The 20,559-nt window shown below is 36.1% G+C and carries 18 protein-coding genes; 11 read left to right on the forward strand and 7 right to left on the reverse strand.

Annotated features, from left to right (window positions below; genetic code table 11):
* Nucleotides 1–341: 341 nt before the first annotated feature.
* The 6 genes from paaZ (at nucleotide 342) to ACQ654_RS18520 (ending at nucleotide 7,164) form a co-directional block, all read left to right on the forward strand.
* On the forward strand, nucleotides 342–2,834 hold the full coding sequence (gene paaZ, locus ACQ654_RS18495) for a phenylacetic acid degradation bifunctional protein PaaZ (protein WP_430411827.1): 2,493 nt from the start codon (nucleotides 342–344) through the stop codon (nucleotides 2,832–2,834).
* A 233-nt stretch (nucleotides 2,835–3,067) separates the two neighbouring features.
* Entirely contained in the window at nucleotides 3,068–3,358 is a 291-nt protein-coding gene (locus ACQ654_RS18500; RefSeq protein ID WP_430411828.1) for a GIY-YIG nuclease family protein, read from the forward strand.
* Nucleotides 3,359–3,439: 81 nt separating this feature from the next.
* A complete protein-coding gene (locus tag ACQ654_RS18505; RefSeq protein ID WP_430411829.1) occupies nucleotides 3,440–4,192 on the forward strand; it encodes an enoyl-CoA hydratase/isomerase family protein in 753 nt (250 codons plus the stop codon).
* Between the two features lie 154 nt (nucleotides 4,193–4,346).
* The gene (locus ACQ654_RS18510; RefSeq protein WP_430411830.1) at nucleotides 4,347–4,940 is read left to right on the forward strand and encodes a transferase hexapeptide repeat family protein; all 594 of its coding nucleotides are present in this window, start codon (nucleotides 4,347–4,349) and stop codon (nucleotides 4,938–4,940) included.
* A 77-nt stretch (nucleotides 4,941–5,017) separates the two neighbouring features.
* Nucleotides 5,018–6,127: a helix-turn-helix domain-containing protein gene (locus ACQ654_RS18515; RefSeq protein WP_430411831.1), complete on the forward strand. Its 1,110-nt coding sequence runs from the start codon at nucleotides 5,018–5,020 to the stop codon at nucleotides 6,125–6,127.
* A gap of 86 nt (nucleotides 6,128–6,213) precedes the next feature.
* Complete coding sequence (locus ACQ654_RS18520; protein WP_430411832.1) at nucleotides 6,214–7,164, forward strand: hypothetical protein; 951 nt, start codon at nucleotides 6,214–6,216, stop codon at nucleotides 7,162–7,164.
* A gap of 44 nt (nucleotides 7,165–7,208) precedes the next feature.
* On the opposite strand, the gene ACQ654_RS18525 is transcribed toward ACQ654_RS18520, so the two are convergent.
* The 3 genes from ACQ654_RS18525 to ACQ654_RS18535 all read right to left on the reverse strand — a co-directional run bounded on the left by ACQ654_RS18525 (nucleotide 7,209) and on the right by ACQ654_RS18535 (nucleotide 9,018).
* Nucleotides 7,209–8,039: a hypothetical protein gene (locus ACQ654_RS18525; protein WP_430411833.1), complete on the reverse strand. Its 831-nt coding sequence runs from the start codon at nucleotides 8,037–8,039 to the stop codon at nucleotides 7,209–7,211.
* A gap of 12 nt (nucleotides 8,040–8,051) precedes the next feature.
* Entirely contained in the window at nucleotides 8,052–8,459 is a 408-nt protein-coding gene (locus ACQ654_RS18530) for a VOC family protein (protein WP_430411834.1), read from the reverse strand.
* Nucleotides 8,460–8,550: 91 nt separating this feature from the next.
* The gene (locus tag ACQ654_RS18535) at nucleotides 8,551–9,018 is read right to left on the reverse strand and encodes an Lrp/AsnC family transcriptional regulator (RefSeq protein ID WP_430411835.1); all 468 of its coding nucleotides are present in this window, start codon (nucleotides 9,016–9,018) and stop codon (nucleotides 8,551–8,553) included.
* Nucleotides 9,019–9,223: 205 nt separating this feature from the next.
* On the opposite strand from ACQ654_RS18535, the gene ACQ654_RS18540 reads away from it, so the two are divergent.
* The 5 genes from ACQ654_RS18540 (at nucleotide 9,224) to ACQ654_RS18560 (ending at nucleotide 16,238) form a co-directional block, all read left to right on the forward strand.
* Complete coding sequence (locus ACQ654_RS18540; protein ID WP_430411836.1) at nucleotides 9,224–10,501, forward strand: dihydrolipoamide acetyltransferase family protein; 1,278 nt, start codon at nucleotides 9,224–9,226, stop codon at nucleotides 10,499–10,501.
* A 118-nt stretch (nucleotides 10,502–10,619) separates the two neighbouring features.
* Nucleotides 10,620–11,678, forward strand: coding sequence for a branched-chain amino acid aminotransferase (locus ACQ654_RS18545; protein ID WP_430411837.1), 1,059 nt, complete (start codon nucleotides 10,620–10,622; stop codon nucleotides 11,676–11,678).
* A gap of 458 nt (nucleotides 11,679–12,136) precedes the next feature.
* The gene (locus ACQ654_RS18550; RefSeq protein ID WP_430411838.1) at nucleotides 12,137–14,209 is read left to right on the forward strand and encodes an alpha-ketoacid dehydrogenase subunit alpha/beta; all 2,073 of its coding nucleotides are present in this window, start codon (nucleotides 12,137–12,139) and stop codon (nucleotides 14,207–14,209) included.
* Between the two features lie 198 nt (nucleotides 14,210–14,407).
* Nucleotides 14,408–15,280, forward strand: a complete 873-nt coding sequence (gene rimK, locus ACQ654_RS18555; protein ID WP_430411839.1) for a 30S ribosomal protein S6--L-glutamate ligase — start codon at nucleotides 14,408–14,410, stop codon at nucleotides 15,278–15,280.
* On the forward strand, nucleotides 15,273–16,238 hold the full coding sequence (locus ACQ654_RS18560; RefSeq protein ID WP_430411840.1) for a succinylglutamate desuccinylase/aspartoacylase family protein: 966 nt from the start codon (nucleotides 15,273–15,275) through the stop codon (nucleotides 16,236–16,238). Before rimK ends, ACQ654_RS18560 begins: the two co-directional genes overlap by 8 nt.
* Before the next feature lie 69 nt (nucleotides 16,239–16,307).
* On the opposite strand, the gene ACQ654_RS18565 is transcribed toward ACQ654_RS18560, so the two are convergent.
* The 4 genes from ACQ654_RS18565 to ACQ654_RS18580 all read right to left on the reverse strand — a co-directional run bounded on the left by ACQ654_RS18565 (nucleotide 16,308) and on the right by ACQ654_RS18580 (nucleotide 20,432).
* Nucleotides 16,308–16,619, reverse strand: a complete 312-nt coding sequence (locus ACQ654_RS18565) for a hypothetical protein (RefSeq protein ID WP_430411841.1) — start codon at nucleotides 16,617–16,619, stop codon at nucleotides 16,308–16,310.
* A 104-nt stretch (nucleotides 16,620–16,723) separates the two neighbouring features.
* Nucleotides 16,724–17,548 (reverse strand): toxin-antitoxin system YwqK family antitoxin, encoded by an 825-nt coding sequence (locus ACQ654_RS18570; RefSeq protein ID WP_430411842.1) that lies wholly within the window; start codon nucleotides 17,546–17,548, stop codon nucleotides 16,724–16,726.
* 290 nt (nucleotides 17,549–17,838) lie between these two features.
* A complete protein-coding gene (locus tag ACQ654_RS18575; protein WP_430411843.1) occupies nucleotides 17,839–18,399 on the reverse strand; it encodes a DUF4136 domain-containing protein in 561 nt (186 codons plus the stop codon).
* Between the two features lie 44 nt (nucleotides 18,400–18,443).
* Nucleotides 18,444–20,432, reverse strand: a complete 1,989-nt coding sequence (locus ACQ654_RS18580) for a urocanate hydratase (protein WP_430411844.1) — start codon at nucleotides 20,430–20,432, stop codon at nucleotides 18,444–18,446.
* Nucleotides 20,433–20,559: the final 127 nt, after the last annotated feature.

Here is a 20,559-nt window from a genome sequence, read left to right on the forward strand (position 1 = left end):
TTGGGCGTTACCTAAAGGTCGCGCTTTCGGCTATATCTTTTTTGAACTATTGTCATTGCGAAACAAATTTGTAATTTGTTGTAGCAATCTGCCAAAAAGAAGCAGATTACTTCGTCGCAAACTCCTTGTAATGACGTAACAAAACAAAAAAGGATGCCGCCTCAATCGCTAACGCAGAAAAGCTAGAATTGAGATATTAATATATAGAATTGAGAAAAATTTAGAAATTGATAAGTTTATAATTTAAAAGAAACAAATCAACAAAAAACACATAACTGATAACAGAGCGCAGCGACCAACCGACAACACACAACGGAGCGTAGCGACACAACAACAAGCATATGATCTTACAAAGCTATATCAACGGACAATGGACACAAGGAACTGGCGACGGTTCTCCAATGTTTGATGCCGTAACCGGAGAAACCATAGGGTTTGCAACTACAGAAGGACTCGATATTCCTGCAGCACTTGCGTATGGAAGAACAAAAGGAGGCGAAAAACTTCGAAAAATGACCTTTCAAGAACGTGGAAACATGCTCAAAAAGTTAGCAATGTATCTCAACAAACGAAAAGAACAATTCTATGATATCAGTTACAAAACTGGTGCAACGCGTGTAGACAGTTGGATTGATATCGAAGGTGGATTTGGAAACCTATTCGCAAATGCTTCGCTTCGTAAACTATTTCCAAATCAACCCTATCACGTAGAAGGCGATCCAATCGATTTGTCCCGTGGCGGACGATTTATGGCGCATCACATTCTAGTACCAAAACGTGGAGTTGCAGTACACATAAACGCATTCAACTTTCCAGTTTGGGGAATGTTAGAAAAATGTGCCGTAAACTGGATGGCAGGAATGGCGGCAGTAGTATTGCCAGCGCCACAAACAGCATACCTAACGGAAGCCGTTGTAAGAGTTATTGTAGATTCTGGAATCTTGCCAGAAGGCGCATTGCAACTACTAAGCGGAATGACAAAAAGTATTCTTGAAACTGTCGAATCGCAAGATGTCGTAACCTTTACAGGTTCTGCACATACAGGTCGCATCCTAAAAGCACATCCGCGATTGACACAAGAAGCAGTTCCATTCACAATGGAAGCAGATTCTTTAAACTGTTCTGTTTTAGGAGAAGATGCAGTGCCAGGAACACCAGAATTTGACTTATTCGTCAAAGAAGTTCGAAAAGAAATGACCGTAAAAACAGGTCAAAAATGTACAGCGATCCGAAGAATCATCGTTCCAGAAAACTTAGTGGAAGACGTGCAAATTGCTTTAGGAAAACAACTAAATAAAGTAACTATCGGTGACCCAAGACTCAAAGAAGTTCGCATGGGCGCATTGATCAACAAAGCACAAGTACAATCTGTAAAAGATCAGGTTTCTAAACTAGCACAAACTGCCGACATTGTCTACGGAACACTAGACACAATCGATGCTGTTGGTGCAGATGGCGAAAAAGGAGCTTTCTTAAGTCCAATCTTATTACGAGAAAACAATCCGTTCAAGAATACAAGCGTTCACGAAATTGAAGCATTCGGACCTGTAAGTACGATCATGCCATACAAAAACATGGACGAAGCTATTGAATTGGCACAAATGGGGAAAGGTTCTCTAGTATCATCTATTTTCACAAATGACGATACAAAAGCCAAAGAATACGTAGTTGGAGCAGCGTCGCATCACGGAAGAATCTTAGTTGGAAATCGTGACATGGCAAAACAAAGTACAGGACATGGTTCACCATTACCATTATTGGTTCACGGTGGTCCAGGACGTGCTGGTGGTGGAGAAGAAATGGGCGGAATGCGAGGCATCAAACATTACATGCAACGTTGCGCCATTCAAGGTTCACCGACGACATTAACCGAAGTTACAGGCATCTATCAGGCGAATGCCGAATACAAAGAAACTGAGAAACATCCATTTGCATATCATTGGGAAGATATCGAAGCTGGAATGTCGTTGAAAACACACAAACGTACCGTTACAGATACAGATATTATTAACTTCGCAAACTTAACGTGGGATCATTTCTATGCGCATACTGACATCACTTCGTTGGAAGGAAGTATTTTTGAAAAACGTACTGCACACGGATATTTCATTATTGCCGCTGCCGCAGGATTATTTGTGTATCCAAACAAAGGACCTGTTGCTGCAAATTATGGCTTAGAAGAATGTCGTTTCTTACGTCCAATCTATCATAATGATACCATTTACGTACGATTGACTTGTAAAGAAAGAATTGACAGAGATTCACGCGGAAAAGAATTACCAAGCGGAATTGTAAAATGGTTCGTTGAGGTATTTGATCAAGAAGATGAATTGGTCGCAATTGCTACGATTTTGACGATGGTTCAAAAGAAAAACCCATTCGCAACTATTAGCAAAAAGACTGTTCAAAACTACTTAGGAAAGTTGACAGAAGACACAAAACCAGTTTGGGGAACCATGTCGCCGCAACAAATGGTAGAGCATTTAGAATATTCTTTACGAGTAGCTTCTGGAGAAATCCAAGATTTTGAAATAGAAACACCGGAAAAGTATCTAGAAAAAGTTCAAGACAGTTTGTATACGCACGATAAAATGCCACGGAATTTTGATGCGCCAAAACTATTAGAAAAACTAATTGCAGAAGCACGTTACGAAAATCTGGCGGAAGCCAAAACGAAATTATTAGCAGCGTACGATGCATACGAAATGTATTTCAAAGAAAATCCAGAAGCAACCACGAAAAATGCTGTTTTTGGACATTTAGATAAATTTGAATGGAATTTGATGCATACGAAGCATTTCAATCATCATTTTGAACAATTCGGTTTGCTTTAGGCAAACCGAATTGTTCAAAGCTCCCGAGAAATCGGGAGTCTCACAAAGCTAATTGAAAAGTAAATTTGAAGTAAAATTCCCGAGAAATCGGGAGTCTCACAAAGCTAATTGAAAAGTAAATTTGAAGTAAAATTCCCGAGAAATCGGGAGTCTCACAAAGTTAATATAGGAATCAATTAATAGAAGCATTCCCGAGAAATCGAGAATTTAAAAATAAACAAAAGAAACAATCTGTGGAACAACATTCCGTATACATCATCACAAATAAACCAAAAGGTGTTTTATATATTGGAATTACTAAAGATTTAAAAAGAAGAATTAGGCAACATAAAAACAAAGTTCACCCAACTACATTCTCCGCAAGATATAACTTAAATGTATTGGTGTATTTTGAACATCATGAAACCAAAGAAAGTGCATTGTTACGAGAAAAGAGAATGAAAAAATGGAATCGTGATTGGAAAGTTGAACTAATTGAAAAAGAGAATCCAAATTGGGAAGATTTAGTATCTAAAATAAAATAGCGCTAACAAGAACAAGATTCCCGTTTTCACGGGAAATAAGTATAACTATTAACAAGATTCCCGTTTTCGCGGGAAATGAATATGACAGATCCATACGTAAAACAAAACATACAAAACGGTGTAGCAACCATCGAATTTTTTCATCCAGCGCACAACTCGTTGCCTGGTGATATCTTAGCCAAATTAGCACAAACCATTACGGATGCAGGAACGAATGACGAAATCAAGGTCATCATTTTAAAAAGTGGACGCGACAGAACATTTTGCGCAGGCGCAAGTTTTAAAGAACTCATTAATATCAACGATGCAGAAACGGGAAGAATCTTCTTTTCAGGATTTGCAAACGTGATCAATGCTATGCGTAAATGTCCAAAATTCATTATTGGACGTGTGCAAGGAAAAACTGTCGGTGGCGGTGTCGGATTGGCTTCTGCGGTAGATTATTGCATGGCGTCAAAATTCGCTTCTATCAAGCTAAGCGAACTCAATGTGGGAATCGGACCGTTTGTGGTTGGACCTGCTGTAGAACGCAAACTTGGTTTAAGTGGAATGTCGCAAATTGCCATTGACGCCAATAGTTTTTACGATGCAGAATGGGCGAGAAGCAAAGGCTTATACATGAAAGTCTACGAAACAAATGATGAGTTGGACGAAGCTGTAACTGCTTTTGCGAACCATTTATGTACGTATAATCCAGAAGCAATGGCAGAAATGAAAAAAGCATTTTGGACAGGAACCGAAGATTGGGACAACTTACTAGCGGAACGTGCTGTAATTTCGGGACGTTTGGTGTTGAGTGACTTTACAAAAGAGACGTTAAAGCGATTTGCTTAATGGTAGATTTTAAGTTTTAGTAATGAGAATTGAGATTTTCTCTCGTTACTAAATATGATTCCTCAAAACATCATTTCGATTTCTATGATAAAAGTAAGCGATTTTGATAATTACAACTAACTAAAAAAGATTCCCACTTTCACGGGAAATGAATATGATTTACGAATTCAAAGGATACATACCCGTTGTACACGAAAGTAGTTTTGTACATCCGTTAGCGGCAGTGACAGGAAATGTGATTATTGGAAAAGATTGTTACATTGGTCCAGGCGCGGCAATTCGTGGCGATTGGGGAGAAATTATCTTGGAAGATGGTGTAAATGTACAAGAAAATTGTACCGTACATATGTTTCCAGGAAAATCGATTGTGTTGAAAGAAAGTGCGCATATTGGTCATGGAGCTATTATTCACGGCGCAAATATTGGTAGAAATGTACTTGTTGGAATGAACACAGTAATCATGGACGATGCCGAAATTGGTGATGAAAGTATCATTGGCGCGATGGCGTTTGTGAAAGCAAAAACTGTGATTCTAAAACGCAGTTTGGTGGTTGGAAATCCTGCAAAAGTAATCAAGCAAGTCAGTGACGAAATGATTGCTTGGAAAACGAAAGGAACGCAGTTGTATCAAAAATTACCAAAAGATTGTCATGAAAGCCTCCGTGAAGTGGAGCCTTTACGCGAAGTTCCAAAAGAGCGTCCAACGCAAGAAGCGTTTTATAAAACGTTACGTGATTTTATGGAGTAAAATAGAAGTCTTTTACTCATAAAATTTAACAATTATTATAAAATATGCGCATCTACTTTAGCGTATATTTGAGTACCATGAAGTTTACCTTTTTTACCATATTATTAATTTTAGGAATCTTACAAGGTTCTATTTTCGTTATACTTTTATACAGAATTAAAGATAGAAACAAACAAGCAAATAAGTTTCTGTCTGTATTTATATTCATGCTTGTCATCACGATGTTGGGCAGAGTTCTTATTGATACGAATTTAATAAAGAAATTGCCAAATTTTTTAGCGTTACCGGATGCGATTATATTTTTATATGGTCCAATTTTGTATTTCTACTTTAAGAAACTCATCTCAACATATGTCTTCCGCAAAAAAGAATTCATAATTCATTTAATTCCAGTATGTATATTTTTACTATCGGAAATTCCATTGTTATTAGAAGAATCTAATCCGCTACGGATAGTATGGACAGAACATACTCGACTTCGGTATATTTTGATAGAAGGTAGCGCTGTTTTCTTGAATATATTTTACTTGGTATTAAATATCAGACAATTGCAACGTTACAAGAAAAGCTCTCAAAACAATTTCTCATTCAAACAATCTCCAACCTATCTTTCGGTAATTTTGATATTAATAGGAATATGTCTAACAGCTTGGTTTTTCTCGTATATATCTTGGATTTCAGGATATTACAATCCGTTGAGCATGTACGGATATATAGTTATATGGTTTACAATGGTTTTTTTGACGTATGTATTGGCATTTTTTGCAATGATTCAACCTAAATTATTCAAAATGCCTGTAGAAATTAAGAAGGAGAAACAAACATTGTTAAGTAGTGATGAATCGATGGTATTAAAGGAGAAGTTGACAACTTTGATGTTAGATAAAAAACCATATCTAAAACCTAGATTAACACTTCAAGAATTAGCAGAAATGATAGATGTTCGTATCAATATTGTTTCGTATGTGATTAATGAAGAATTCAAAAAAAATTTTAATGATTTTGTCAATGAATATCGCATTCAAGAATTTATACATCTTGCTAAAAAAGAAGAAAATAAAAAGTTGACAATTCTAGGATTAGCGTATGAAGCTGGATTTAATTCAAAAACAACGTTCAATACTACTTTTAAGAAGAAACTGGGGAAAACACCATTTCAGTTCGTGAAAGAACAGAAAAAACAGTAACTAATGAGTTCCAAATCATGATTTTGAACGATTTCCACTAGATGAGTTTATATAATTGCAATAGTAAAAACTATAAAAATGCAATTATGAAAAACGTATTAACAATCGTAAAAACCGTTATTTTAATCTTCATTTCTATACCTATGTTGAGTTGTTCAGACAGTTCTTCGGATACTATAGATATAATGTCTCCAAATCCTGATACAGGACAAAACCCAACTGATCCGACAGACCCAGTAGATCCGCCAACATCTTCTGTGCAAGTAACTACGCTTACTTCTCTTAAAGCAGCAGATGGATTAGCAATTGATAGTAATGATAATTTATTTGCAGCAAGTTATGGAACTTCCAAAGTGTATAAAATTGACGCCAATCAAGCGGTATCTGTATTTATTGAAAATCAACCTGGAGCTGCAGGAATGATTTTTAATGATCAAAATGAATTATGCTTGGCAAGATACAATGTGTCAGACATCGTTAAAATTTCAGATCAAGGAGTTGTGACAGGAACACTTGTTAGTAATGTTCCAGGAACAATTGCATTAGCATCTGATACTAATGGAAACTTATATACAAATAACAATACAATTGGTACCATCACTAAAATTGATACTAGTGGAAATAAAACGACCATCAATCATACAATAATCAATAATAGCAGTGTAACGCTAGATGGTGATAATAATATATATGTATCTGATTATGAATCTGGAAAAATCATTAAAATTGATGCACAAACCAATACGGTTTCAACATTTACCAATTTGCCTATAACTGGTGGCATAGGATTTATTATTTATTCTAATGGATATTTTTACGCAACGGCTATTACAGATAATGTTATTTTCAAAATAAATATGCAAGGAGTTGCTACAATTATTGCAGGAAAAAAAGGTGTTGCGGGAAGTGTCAACGGAAATGGTGATGTAGCAACATTTAATACGCCTAATGGTATTGTGACTTCCACAGATGGAAATACTTTATATGTGGCACAACACGGCGGATCGGGTGCGATACGCGTAATTACAGGGTTTTAAACTGAAAGAGCAAAAGCCGTTTCTTTTGAAATGGCTTTTGTGTTTTAATAAAAAGTATATTCATACGTAATTGTAAACTTTAATTTGTCTTTTTTAAAAACGGTTGCTTTACGCAATAATCCATTCGGTTTATAAAAATACTTAAAGGTAAAATGGTCGTCCAAACTCATGCAAGGATCACTGTGATAATCGTATTTTTCTTTAATTCTACCTTTTGCATCATAAGTGATTTTAGTTAAAAAATATTCAATAGGTTTTTTATATTCTGCATACTCTTTGTTTCTAAATACAATATACTTTGTATCGTATTCTTTTTTTTGAATTAAGCGTAATTTAGAGTCATATTCATAACAAATACTATTTACGACTTCATTATTTTCATAATGTATTTCATTTGTTAAATTATTATAAAAATCATGTTCGTAAGATTTAAAAGTAGTGTATGGAGTATCTGATTTGTTGTTTGAGTTTATCGAGATATGTTTGATCAAGCGATCTTTAGCATCATATAAATTTTTAAATCGATCACGCCCATCAAAAATAATCTCATTGAGTGAATCATACGTGAAAAGCAATGTATCTATTTTGGAAGTATCACTTTTATGTATCCAAAATGAAGCAATTTTTTGGTTTTTATCATTGTATTGATACTTGGAAAAACCACCCAAGCGTCCCATATTCCATTCTGTTACATTTCCTCTTTTATCAAAAGATTTAAAAAAAGTTGTACAGCTTTCGCTAGAATTATAAAAACAGTGCCTTTCTACAGAAGATTTGACCTTATTTTTTACGATTGCTTCTTTGTTGTTTTCAACTTGACCTTTTACAAAATGTATTGACAAAAAACTTAAAATGAATAAAAAACTAAATCTCATAGATATTTTTAATTAATAAAACTCCTTCTCCTCAACAACCAAAGTCGTCAATTCAACAGTATGTCCATCCAAATCTTTCGTATAAATGGAATGAAAATAATGATGATCTTGAAAAGAATACGTAAGTCCCAACTCTTGATAATGTTGTTGTGCTTGCGCGAATGCTTCCTGACTGACGTGAAACGCAAAGTGATCAATTTTTACATTCTTAGATGTTCTATCAAATTTCGGATCATTCGTATGTGCTGGAAACAAGGCAATTCCAGTTTTACCTGCCAACATAAAAATAGGAAACTCGCCCCATTTTGAAAGTTGATACCGTTTCAAACCTAACACTGTTGAATACCAAGCTACGGAAGCATTCAAATCTTTCACACGAATTGCAACATGATCTAAAAAATCTAATTTAAAATTTACCATAACTTTTGAAGCGCTAAATGATCTCGTTGTCATCCTTGTACAAACATAGGATGACACAGTAATATTCTATAAATATACTAAGAAATAAAAACTACAAACCTTCCAAATTCAACTCATGCGTCTGTTTTCCTTTTGACAACGTAATGTAGCTTTGTACACTTCCCAAATACGGAAGCAACGTCAACTTAGTAATGATAAACTTCTCATACGCTTCTACATCTTCTACGACAAGTTTTAGTAAATAATCAAAATTCCCTGTTACACGATGACATTCCACAACTTCAGGGAAATCGTTAATTTGTTTCACAAACTTCTCCAAATAACTGCGTGTATGCCCTTGAAGCGTTATACCAATAAAAACTGTTTGCTTCAAACCTAACTTTTTAGCGTTCAACAACGCAACATAATCATCAATATAGCCTTCCTTTTCAAGCTTTTTAATTCGCTCAAAAACAGGCGTTGTAGACATCTGTAATGCTGAAGCCAAGCTTTTAGTTGTACGATTACTATTTGTTTGTAATAACTTTAAAATCTTCAAATCGATCTGATCTAGTTTCATAACTATTCGGATAAAAATTATATAAAAACCGTGTCAAACAGCTTCTAAAAGAAAAAAACATATTAAAAAATCAAAAATAAAGAAAAAAACACTATTAATAAAAACCTATTGTAGTGTATTTGTTTTTGTATATAAGAAAAACAGTATTTTTGTTCTCCTTAAATAATACACGCTCATGCCTATCATACCGTTGAAAATGCCCAAAATGGGAGAAAGTATCTCGGAAGCCACTATTATAAGTTGGTTGAAAAATGTTGGAGATACAATTGAAATTGAAGAAACCATTTTAGAAGTAGCAACGGATAAAGTTGATTCGGAAGTGCCATCACCATGTACAGGTGTGATTACCGAAATTCGTTTTCAACCAAATGATGTAGTACCTGTTGGAGAAATTATAGCACTTATTGACGCTTCTGAAACATCGAATACTGAACAGGAAATATCAAATGATGAAGTAAAAAAGGAAGTTCCAAAAGCACCAAGTGTACAAACGACAAACAATTCAGAATCTAAAATTCAAGATTCAGAGTTCATAAGAAATCCAGATGCATTTTTGTCGCCACTTATCGTAAGTATTGCCAAAAATGAAAACATGACTATTGAAGAAGTGCAAAGCATTCCCGGAACTGGTGAAGGCGGACGCATTCGTAAAAGTGATGTATTCAATTATCTTAAAAACAGACAATATCCATTGGCAAGTCGCCCACAAGCGCAACCAAAAGTAGCTAAAAGCAGTTACAATCCGCCGCCAATAAAATATGTAGAAGGACATGACACTGTGGTAGAAATGGATCGTATGCGAAAAATGATCGCAGATCACATGGTCTATTCCAAACATACGTCGCCACACGTAACTGCGTACATTGAAATAGATGTAACAAACCTTGTAAACTGGAGAAATGCACACAAAATTCCATTTCAAGAAAAATACAATCAACGGTTAACATTTACACCATTATTTGTAGAAGCGGTTGCAAAAGCAGTAACCGATTTCCCAGGAATCAACGCTTCGGTATCGGAAGACGGAAAGAAAATCATAGAACGTAAAGATATCAACATCGGAATGGCAACAGCATTACCAAGTGGAAACCTAATTGTTCCTGTGGTACGAAATGCTGATGAAAAAAATCTAAAAGGATTGGCAACAGAAGTAAATCACTTAGCAAATGCTTCTCGTGAAAACAAACTCAAGCCAGAAGAAATTCAAGGAAGTACCTTCACAATTTCAAACGTTGGGACGTTTGGTAGCCTCATGGGAACACCAATCATTAACCAGCCAGAAGTTGCAATACTAGCATTAGGAATCATCAAAAAACGCCCAGAAGTCATCACAACGGACAAAGGAGACGAAATTGCTATCCGAAGCATGATGTATCTGTCCTTATCATTTGACCACAGAGTCGTTGACGGTTACTTAGGTGGATCATTCCTAAGAAAAGTTGGTGACTACCTAGAAGCGTTCGATCCAAATAGAAAAATATAGATAAACTGAAAAATATAAAATTCTAAATGTAAAATGTAAAAGTTTAAAAAATGCATGAAACATGGACGAAAAATAAAAACCTCAATACTCATTACTAACAGCTCACTACTAAACTAACATGGCACACAACATACACATCACAAAAGCAACGGAATCTAACGTTTCAAAACTCGATTTTGACAACATTCCACTAGGACGAACTTTTACAGATCATATGTTCATCTGTTCGTATGAAGATGGAAAATGGCAAACGCCAAAAATTGAACCTTTAGGAATGATTCCAACGCATCCAGCGGCAATGGCATTGCATTACGGACAAGCCATTTTTGAAGGAATGAAAGCTACGGTAAATGGAGCAGGAGAACCTTTGTTATTTCGTCCAGAAGAAAATGCAAAACGCTTAAACTTTAGTGCGCGTCGCATGGGAATGCCCGAATTTCCAACAGATTTATTTGTAGAAGGACTAAAAGCAATTGTCAACATGGAACGCAGTTGGATTCCGCCACAAGAAGGAAGTGCGTTGTATTTACGTCCATTCATGTATGCTACCGAACCGTTTATCGGAATGCGTGCGGCAACAAGCTATCACTTCATCATCATTGCCTCACCAGCAGGTCCGTTCTTTACAAAACGCATCAAACTATACGCAGAAACAAAATACATTCGTGCGGCTGAAGGCGGAACAGGAGAAGCCAAAGCAGCAGGAAACTACGCAGCGGCAATTCGTCCAACAGAAATTGCCAAAGCAAAAGGATTTGATCAAGTATTGTGGTTAGATGCACATGACTTTGAATACATTCAAGAAGTTGGAACCATGAATATCTTCTTCAAAATCGACGGGAAATTCATCACGCCAAGTTTAGATGGTGCAATTTTAGACGGAATCACACGTAAAAGTGTCATTGACATCTTGGAAGATAACGGTTATGAAGTAGCGCAACGTCCAATTACACTAAACGAAATCAAAGAAGCGGCTACAAACGGAACACTAGAAGAAGCATTCGGAACAGGAACTGCGGTTGGTATTGCTATGATTCAAGCTATTGGGCACAAAGAAAATGAAATTCACGTATCTGACGAAAGTCCGGTTGGGCAACTAGTTATGGATACCATTAACGGACTTCGTTCTGGAAAACTAAAAGACACACACAACTGGATGGTTTCGGTTGTAGAATAACATAAAAATAAGTTGGGCGTTACCACCATGAAAAATGGCGGTCGCGCTTTTCGCTGTATCTTTTTAAAAAAGTAGTCATTGCGAGACAAATTTTAATTTGTTGTGGCAATCAGCTACTAAAAAACAGATTACTTCGTCGCTTACTCCTCGTAATGACGAATATTAAGTTTTAAAAAGGATGCCGCTACAATCCCTAACGCGGAAAAAAAGCCATGAGCTATTAGTATTGAGCCACGAGATTTTCTCAACTCTCACTGCTAAAAAATAAAACGTCACTTTGAGTAAATTTGTGCCACAAATTTGTATCGAGAAGTACTTTGAAACAAAATGTAAAAAGACATGAGCTATTAGTATTGAAGCTTTTTAAAATACCAATGTCAGTTCGAGCGCAGTCGAGAACTATTTGGAACTAAAACGGTCTCAACTCTCACTATTAATACCTCACTACTAAAAAAAATATGAACAAAAACACACTACAAAAAGGGTTCTCATTGCTTTGCACTGCCAAAGCAATGGCAACACTATACGAAGACAATTTCAAGCAAGTATCCAAATATGTGCATGCAACGTCGCGCGGACATGAAGCCATTCAATGTGCGTTAGGAATGCAATTAGTACCACAAGACTATGCATTTCCGTATTACCGTGATGATGCTATGTTACTATCTATAGGAATGCGTCCGTATGACTTAATGTTGCAACTTCTAGCAAAAAAAGAAGATCCTTTTTCGGGTGGACGTACATACTATTCGCATCCAAGTTTAAAAGATACGGACAAACCAAAAATCCCACATCAATCTTCGGCAACAGGAATGCAAACCATTCCAGCTACAGGAGCCGCAATGGGAATGAAATACAAAGAGGTTCAAGGAATAGAAGATCAGGCGGCAAAAGATTCTCCGTTTGATGAAACACGTAATTTAAAACCAATTACGGTTTGTTCATTAGGAGATGCATCTGTAACCGAAGGAGAAATTGCAGAAGCGTTTCAAATGGCGGCACTAAAGCAGTTGCCAATATTATACTTAGTACAAGATAACGGTTGGGACATTTCGGCGAATGCCGCAGAAACCAGAGCACAAAATGCCGCAGAATATGCAGCAGGTTTCATCGGTTTAGATGCTGTTTCTATTGATGGTGCAAACTTCATTGAAAGTTATGAAACCTTAGAAAAAGTAATCAAAACCATTAGGGAAGAACGTCGTCCAATCTTAGTACATGCCAAAGTTCCGTTACTAAACCATCATACATCTGGTGTGCGAATGGAATGGTATCGTGACGATTTGGAAGAAGCGCGTTCGCGTGACCCATATCCAGTCATCAAACAACAATTATTAGACAATGGTTTCTCAGCAACTGAAATCGAAAAAATAGAAGCAGACGCAATTATACAAGTCAAAGCAGATTTTGAACAAGCATTATTAGCAGAAGACCCAACACCAGCAGATTTGTTCACGCATGATTTTGCACCAACGTCCGTAACTTCGGAAGTAGGCGAGCGAAGTCCTGAACGTGAAGAGAAAGTTGTCATGGTAGATTGTGCTTTATTTGCCGTAGAAGAAATCATGCGAAAACACAAAGAATCTTTGTTGTACGGACAAGATGTTGGTGGGCGTTTAGGTGGAGTTTTCCGTGAAGCGGCAACTTTAGCGCAAAAATTTGGAGACGATCGTGTATTCAATACACCAATTCAGGAAGCTTTTATTGTAGGTTCTACTGTTGGAATGAGCGCTGTTGGACTAAAACCAATTGTGGAAGTTCAGTTTGCCGATTATATTTGGCCAGGACTCAATCAGTTATTTACAGAAGTAAGTCGTTCATGCTACCTATCAAACGGAAAATGGCCAGTTTCTATGATTTTACGTGTACCAATTGGTGCATACGGAAGCGGTGGACCATATCATTCATCTTCAGTAGAATCTGTATTAACAAACATTAGAGGAATCAAAATTGCGTATCCAAGCAATGGAGCCGATTTAAAAGGATTGATGAAAGCGGCATATTACGATCCAAATCCTGTGGTAATATTAGAACACAAAGGTTTGTATTGGTCTAAAGTGCCAGGAACAAAAGGCGCAACTTCGGTTGAACCATCAGAAGATTATATGTTGCCATTTGGAAAAGCCAACGTATTACAAGAAATTTGGAAACAAGACGAAAAAGAAACCATGACCATAATTACTTATGGAATGGGAACACATTGGGCAATGAACGCTTCGGAAGGACAGCGCGAACACATTGAAATTATAGATTTACGCACCTTATTTCCATTAGATGAAGAAGCAATTATTGCATCTGTAAAGAAAACAGGAAAATGTTTGGTTGTAACGGAAGAACCTGTAAACAATTCGTTTGCAAGAGCTTTGTGCGGAATGATTCAAGAAAAATGTTTCAAATATTTAGACGCGCCAGTCATGATTATTGGTTCCGAAAATATGCCAGCCATTCCACTAAATAGTACATTGGAGCAAGCCATGATTCCATCTACAGAAAAAGTAAAAGTAAAGATTGAAGAGTTGATGAAGTACTAAATTTTCATATTTTAAAAATCAATTTTCAAGCTGATTGCGGTATTAAATAGTATTTATGCAATATGGTTTGTATGCTACTAACCATATAATTTGTTGTATATTATAAAATTCTGTTCGTATTGCAATGCTTCGTTAGCGAACAGGATTAGTTTTATTCTTTCTAAACGCAGCTATATCTATATACTAAATATAAAAAACATGAAAATTGTAATTCTATCTCAAAACCCAAATCTGTATTCTACCAAACGGCTCTTAGAAGCTGGAACGGCAAAAGGACATGAGATGGAAATCATTGACCACTCTAAATGTGATCTTATTATTGAAAAAAAGAAACCTGGACTTATCTACAAAGGAAAAGAAATAGTAGGTGTTGACAGTGTTATTCCACGTATCGGATCGTCAATTACTTTTTATGGAACAGCTGTAGTTCGTCAATTTGAAATGATGAAAGTTTTTTCAGCTGTAGAATCGCAAGCATTAGTGCGTTCTCGTGATAAACTGAGAAGTCTTCAAATTTTATCTAGAGCAGGTTTAGGATTGCCAAAAACTGTTTTTAGTAATTATTCTAAAAATGTAGGCGCAATTATAGACAATGTTGGTGGTGCGCCCACGGTTATTAAACTTTTAGAAGGAACACAAGGTCTTGGTGTTGTATTGGCAGATAATAGAAATTCGGCAGAATCAATATTGGAAGCTTTTAACGGTTTAAAGGCGCGAGTAATTGTGCAAGAATTCATCAAGGAAGCAAAAGGCGCAGATTTACGTGCATTTGTGGTAGATGGTGTTGTTGTTGGTGCAATGAAGCGTCAAGCTAAGGAAGGAGAATTCAGGTCAAACCTGCATAGAGGCGGTTCTGCTAATATAATTGAACTTAGTGACGAAGAAGAAAATGCTGCCTTAAAAGCCGCAAAAGCTTTGGGACTTGGCGTTGCAGGAGTAGATATTTTGCAATCAGCTAGAGGACCTTTAATTTTAGAAGTAAATTCGTCTCCAGGTTTGGAAGGTATAGAAGCCGCTACAGGAAAAGATGTTGCAGGACAAATTATTAAATATGTAGAAAGAAATGCATAATAACATAGAGGTTTTAGGGAAGTCGATATCTCAAGGAAAAGGATTGCAAATTAACTTAGATATTGCAAAATTACACACACGAACCAAAATAGAAGTACCTATCATTATTGAGCGTGCAACTGAACCAGGGCCTACAATTTTAATAACTGGAGGTATTCATGGTGATGAGGTTAATGGTGTTGAAATTGTACGGAAGTTAGTTGCTAAAGGTTATAACAAACCAGAAAAAGGGATGATCATTTGTATTCCTGTAGTTAATATTTTTGGTTTTTTAAATCTAAGTCGTGAATTTCCTGATGGAAGAGATTTGAATCGTGTATTTCCAGGATCTAATAGAGGTTCATTAGCGAGTATTTTTGCTTATAATTTGATGAAAGAAATTGTGCCGCTTGCCGATTATTGTTTGGATTTTCACACAGGAGGCGCCAATCGTTTTAATGCGGCTCAAATACGAATTAATGAAGGTGATAAAGAAAGTTTGGAATTGGCAAAAATATTTGAAGCTCCATTTATAATGCAATCCAAACAAAGAGAGAAATCGTATCGAGAATCTGCTATAAAATTAGGTAAAAAAGTTTTATTATTTGAAGGCGGAAAATCACAAGATATTAACAAATCGATTACTCAAATTGGAGTGAATGGCGCATTAAAAGTAATGCAACACTTAGGAATTAGAGATTTTAAGAATGAGCTTGCGCAAGACGCTGAAAAAACGGTAGCTCCTATAATTATAGAAAAATCGAAATGGATACGAGCGCGTTATTCTGGCATGTTCCGAACAAACATTGTATTAGGTAAGTTATACAATAAAGGAGATAAAATAGGAAGTATTTCTGATCCTTTTGGATACTTTGAAAGAGATATAAAAGCGCCAAACAAAGGGTATATTTTCTGTTTAAACGAAGCGCCAATTGTTAACAAAGGAGACGCTATTATTCATATGTCGGTAGAAAAATAAGTGTAATCAAAAAAATAAAAACCTCGAAAACTTACATGTCGAGGTTTTTTTATTTTATAAAATGTATGTTTAAAGAATTCGATCAAAAACATCATTGACGCAACCAATTGCTCCACAGGAGTTGTTTGTTGCATCACATACAGGTCCACATGTAAAACCTTGAGTAGGTTGACATGCAGGCCAAGAACCTGGATCTGGGTCTGGGTTTGATGGCGGACAAGGATTGCAACTAAATGTGCATCCAGGTCCAATGCTACCGCAACCTGGATCAAAAATAGTAGGACCTTGAGTTCCACCCTTAGCTTTTGATAGACTGTCTAAAGAAGCAACGCTAGATTTAGAGAGATTAAGTTTTCCGAGTTTTAAATTCTTCTTTTTCATTTGTAAAGTTTTAAGTTGTTGAAATATACTTAAAATCATTGAGCATGCTAAAAGGGAATTCAGTAATTCTTTTAGGGTTTAATGCAATAAATTCTAAAAATACATCATTCTACAATTGTTTTAATGAGCTTATCATTCTTATAAATATACTGTTGCAGAACGTTTCCTTCTTCATCATAAATGGTGTATTCTCCATGAAAAAGTCCATGTTTGTAATAATACTCTTCTTTCAATTTTCCACTTTCAAAATACTCTCTCCAAGGACCTTCAGCCAAACCTTTATCTCTGTAAATACCTTCTATTTCAATAGCACCAGATTCGTAATAGATAGTGCTTTTTCCAAACTTTAATCCGTCTTTATAATTATCAACGAATTTCTTATTTCCGTTCGGATGGTAATATATATTCTCACCATCTACAATTTTTCCATTTGCATATTCTGTACTGTAATGCAGCGCGCCGCCACTATGAAATTCTTTGCAAACACCATGTTTCTTTCCGTTTACATACCTATCTAAACCAAGCACTTCCCCATCTGCATGAAAACGATAATAGACACCTTCTAAAATTCCAGCTTTGTAATATTGAATACTTGAAATAGCATTAGTGCTATTAAACGAAAACCATACACCTTCTTTCTTTCCGTTGGTTAAGATGCCGAAACTGTTTTCATCTTTTTCAATATCGTATCGTTTTTCAATAGCAATTTCAGCGAGTTTCTGCTTTTTTCCGTTAACGTAATATTTCTTTTTATGTTTCCCATTACGTCTAAATGAAAACCAAAGATTTTCTTTTTTACCAGCTACCAGCGTGCCAGCTTCTCGTACACGGTTCTTTTTATCAAGTTTGATGTAAAAATCGCTTTGCGCCATGCACATACTTGTCAATACAAAGAAAATTGTGAGTGTTAGGAATACTTTTTTAATCATTTCTGCAAAAGAATTTTAGAAAAGTAAAGATATGAAAATGTGATAAAACGAAGTTCTAAGAAAAACATAAAATAGTGTGTCTTTCGTTTTAAATTAGAAGATATGTCTAGTTCTAAATAATTGATATAGATTATTAAAGGATTGAATTTAGAACTTAAACCTTAACAATGATGTCAATGTTAAGGTTTTTGTTTTGTGCGTTTTCAGACAAAAAAGAGAAAAATTTTATTGACATAAAAAAACCTCGAAGTTATTCCCTTCGAGGTTCAGTTTTCATATGTGAATCTTGTTTATTGTGCTGCTGCCAATGGCGGATATTCTTTCATAATCTCAGCAACAAACTTCTGAATACGTTCTTGTTTTTTAGACATTTTGCTACGCAATAACGTTCCAGTACCTTTTCCTTGCCAAACCAATTCTTTTTGTTTTGTATCTATCAAGTCAATATATAAAACACCTTCTATACGTGTGTTAACAGTATTCATCATTGGACCACCGCCCCAAAACCAAGGATTCATTCCCCAGCCCCAGCCGCCGCCCCAACCCCAGCCCCAGGCGTTGTTGTTGACATTGATGCGTTTGTTTGCTTTAGTCATTATGTTTACCAATAGGTCTGGATTATCTGATTTTACAAAACCTTTTGCCAGCATTTCTTTTTCTATGGAACGAAGAATTCGTTTCTTATCCAAATCTGAAATTTCTGCTTTGTCAATTCCAGTTTTATAAAATGCAAATGTTTTGTACGAATTAAAATCAGCTTGTTGATCGTAGTCAGAGGCTACTCTGATCGAGACACAAGAGGTAACTAGTAGTAACGCGACTACTGGGAAAAGTAATTTAATTGTTTTCATATCACTGCTCTTTTTTTGGGTTAATATATTTTCTTAATCATATTTTACTCTAACAACGCATCATCAACAATGTTTGGAAGTGTTACTTTTAAATTTGGTTCTACTTCCATAGCACGTTTTATAGCAAATATAGCTTCTTCATTTCGTGCCCAACTTCGTCTTGCGATTCCGTTATTTACATCCCAAAATAACATCGAATGTAAACGTCTTGATGCTTCCTTACTACCATCAAGAACCATGCCGAATCCGCCGTTGATAACTTCGCCCCAACCTACACCACCACCGTTGTGAATGGAAACCCAAGTTGCACCTCTAAAACTGTCTCCAATGACGTTATGAATAGCCATATCAGCCGTAAATTTTGAACCATCATATATGTTTGAAGTTTCTCTGTACGGAGAATCCGTTCCTGAAACATCATGATGATCTCGCCCTAAAATTACAGGTCCAATATCACCACGTTCAATAGCTTCATTGAACGCTTGTGCAATTTTCATACGACCTTCCGAATCTGCATATAAGATACGCGCTTGCGAACCTACCACAAGTTTGTTTTCTTGCGCACCTTTAATCCATTGGATATTATCCGCCATTTGCTGTTGAATTTCTTTTGGCGAAACTTTCTTAATTTCTTCCAACACTTCACAAGCAATTTGATCAGTTTTTGCTAAATCTTCAGGTTTTCCAGAAGCACAAACCCAACGGAATGGTCCAAAACCATAATCGAAACACATTGGTCCCATAATGTCTTGTACATAACTTGGATATTTAAAATCGATTCCGTTTTCCGCCATAATATCCGCGCCAGCGCGTGAAGCTTCTAGCAAGAAAGCATTTCCGTAATCAAAAAAGTAGGTTCCTTTTTCGGTATGTTTGTTTACTGCGGCGGCATGTCTGCGTAAAGTATCTTGTATTTTTTCTTTGAATAATTCAGGATTGTTCGCCATCATTTCATTAGATTCCTCATACGATAATCCAATTGGATAATAACCGCCAGCCCACGGATTGTGTAACGATGTTTGATCACTTCCTAGATCGACATATACGTCTGCTTCATCAAACTTCTCCCAAACATCCACAATGTTTCCTTGGTATGCAATGGAAACAATTTCTTTGTTCGCTTTCGCTGAATTTACTCTGGTAACCAATTCGTCTAACTCATATACAACTTCATCAACCCAACCTTGTGAATGGCGAGTTTCTGTAGCTTTCGGATTTACTTCTGCACAAACTGTTATACAACCTGCAATGTTTCCAGCTTTTGGTTGTGCGCCACTCATTCCACCTAAACCAGCGGTTAAGAATAGTTTTCCAGCTAAACCTTCTCCGTTTTTAGAAATTTTTCGTCCACCATTTAATACTGTAATTGTGGTTCCGTGCACAATTCCTTGCGGACCTATGTACATGTAGCTTCCTGCGGTCATTTGTCCATATTGCGTTACGCCAAGCGCATTAAATTTTTCCCAATCGTCTGGTTGTGAATAATTAGGAATCATCATTCCGTTGGTAACAACTACTCTTGGAGCGTCTTTATGTGAAGGGAATAAACCAAGCGGATGTCCTGAGTACATTACTAATGTTTGCTCTTCATTCATTTCAGCCAAATATTTCATGACTAGTAAGTATTGTGCCCAGTTTTGGAACACGCCACCATTTCCACCATAGGTAATTAATTCATGCGGATGTTGTGCAACTGCGTAATCCAAGTTGTTTTGAATCATCAACATAATTGCTTTTGCCTGATTCGTTTTGCCTGGATATTCGTCTATTGGACGTGCATACATTTTATAATCGGGACGAAAACGATACATATAGATTCTTCCATATGTTTCCAATTCGTTTTTGAATTCTGGCACTAATATTTCGTGGTGTTTTTTATCAAAATAGCGCAATGCATTTCGCAACGCTAGTTTCTTTTCTTCAGCAGTTAATATTTCTTTACGCTTTGGTGCGTGATTGATGTTTGGATCGTATGGTTTTGCGTTTGGTAACGTATCTGGTATTCCTTGTAAAATATGTTCTTGTACTGTCATTTGTAAGTTTGATTGTGTAGTTATTCATAAATGTTTAAAAAAGTAAATTTTTCAACATTTGCTAGGGATAGCGAATATCTACACGATGAAACTGTGCAGTAGCTTTTTTATACTTCATAAAGATAAG

Source organism: Kordia sp. (assembly GCF_965283645.1).
GTDB lineage: Bacteria > Bacteroidota > Bacteroidia > Flavobacteriales > Flavobacteriaceae > Kordia.

Bases quoted from the DNA above. Each gene is read 5' to 3' on its own strand.
- paaZ (WP_430411827.1), top strand. From the start codon at position 342: ATGATCTTACAAAGCTATATCAACGGACAATGGACACAAGGAACTGGC.
- ACQ654_RS18505 (WP_430411829.1), top strand. From the start codon at position 3,440: ATGACAGATCCATACGTAAAACAAAACATACAAAACGGTGTAGCAACC.
- ACQ654_RS18510 (WP_430411830.1), top strand. From the start codon at position 4,347: ATGATTTACGAATTCAAAGGATACATACCCGTTGTACACGAAAGTAGT.
- ACQ654_RS18515 (WP_430411831.1), top strand. From the start codon at position 5,018: ATGAAGTTTACCTTTTTTACCATATTATTAATTTTAGGAATCTTACAA.
- ACQ654_RS18520 (WP_430411832.1), top strand. From the start codon at position 6,214: ATGAAAAACGTATTAACAATCGTAAAAACCGTTATTTTAATCTTCATT.
- ACQ654_RS18525 (WP_430411833.1), bottom strand. From the start codon at position 8,039: ATGAGATTTAGTTTTTTATTCATTTTAAGTTTTTTGTCAATACATTTT.
- ACQ654_RS18530 (WP_430411834.1), bottom strand. From the start codon at position 8,459: ATGGTAAATTTTAAATTAGATTTTTTAGATCATGTTGCAATTCGTGTG.
- ACQ654_RS18535 (WP_430411835.1), bottom strand. From the start codon at position 9,018: ATGAAACTAGATCAGATCGATTTGAAGATTTTAAAGTTATTACAAACA.
- ACQ654_RS18540 (WP_430411836.1), top strand. From the start codon at position 9,224: ATGGGAGAAAGTATCTCGGAAGCCACTATTATAAGTTGGTTGAAAAAT.
- ACQ654_RS18545 (WP_430411837.1), top strand. From the start codon at position 10,620: ATGGCACACAACATACACATCACAAAAGCAACGGAATCTAACGTTTCA.
- ACQ654_RS18550 (WP_430411838.1), top strand. From the start codon at position 12,137: ATGAACAAAAACACACTACAAAAAGGGTTCTCATTGCTTTGCACTGCC.
- rimK (WP_430411839.1), top strand. From the start codon at position 14,408: ATGAAAATTGTAATTCTATCTCAAAACCCAAATCTGTATTCTACCAAA.
- ACQ654_RS18560 (WP_430411840.1), top strand. From the start codon at position 15,273: ATGCATAATAACATAGAGGTTTTAGGGAAGTCGATATCTCAAGGAAAA.
- ACQ654_RS18565 (WP_430411841.1), bottom strand. From the start codon at position 16,619: ATGAAAAAGAAGAATTTAAAACTCGGAAAACTTAATCTCTCTAAATCT.
- ACQ654_RS18570 (WP_430411842.1), bottom strand. From the start codon at position 17,548: ATGATTAAAAAAGTATTCCTAACACTCACAATTTTCTTTGTATTGACA.
- ACQ654_RS18575 (WP_430411843.1), bottom strand. From the start codon at position 18,399: ATGAAAACAATTAAATTACTTTTCCCAGTAGTCGCGTTACTACTAGTT.
- ACQ654_RS18580 (WP_430411844.1), bottom strand. From the start codon at position 20,432: ATGACAGTACAAGAACATATTTTACAAGGAATACCAGATACGTTACCA.